Origin of the sequence: Filobacillus milosensis, assembly GCF_004402015.1 — a bacterium.
Classification (GTDB): domain Bacteria; phylum Bacillota; class Bacilli; order Bacillales; family Alkalibacillaceae; genus Filobacillus; species Filobacillus milosensis.
The window spans coordinates 1-302 of sequence record NZ_SOPW01000080.1 but is presented as its reverse complement, the minus strand read 5'-3'; the positions used below and the strand labels follow the sequence as shown (position 1 = coordinate 302).

1 protein-coding gene is annotated in these 302 nt (G+C 68.2%); it reads right to left on the bottom strand.

What is annotated here, in order from left to right:
- Positions 1 to 302 (bottom strand): hypothetical protein (locus tag E3U55_RS17650; protein WP_194840976.1); only part of this gene is annotated, 302 nt, incomplete at both ends.

Sequence of the window (302 nt, the reverse complement as noted above, 5' to 3'; positions counted from 1 at the left end):
AGAGGTTGTTGATGGTGCCCGCGAGGGCGTTGATGGTGCCAGGTAGCAGGACGATCGCCCCGGCAGGGGTGTCGGTGGTGCGGGAGGTCGCTGTGACTTCGTTCTGTCCGAGGTCGAACTCGACGCGTTCGGCGATGCCGATCTGGATCGGGGTGCCTTCGAGGATCGCGGAGAAGGTCTGCTCGGCGGTCTCGGTCCAGGCGGCTTGCTTCGTGGCCGTGACGGTGCGTCCCTTGCCCTGCGCGCGCTGCACGGCGTACTGCGCGCGACCGGGACCGGGATACGGTGCCCGGATCTCCCGA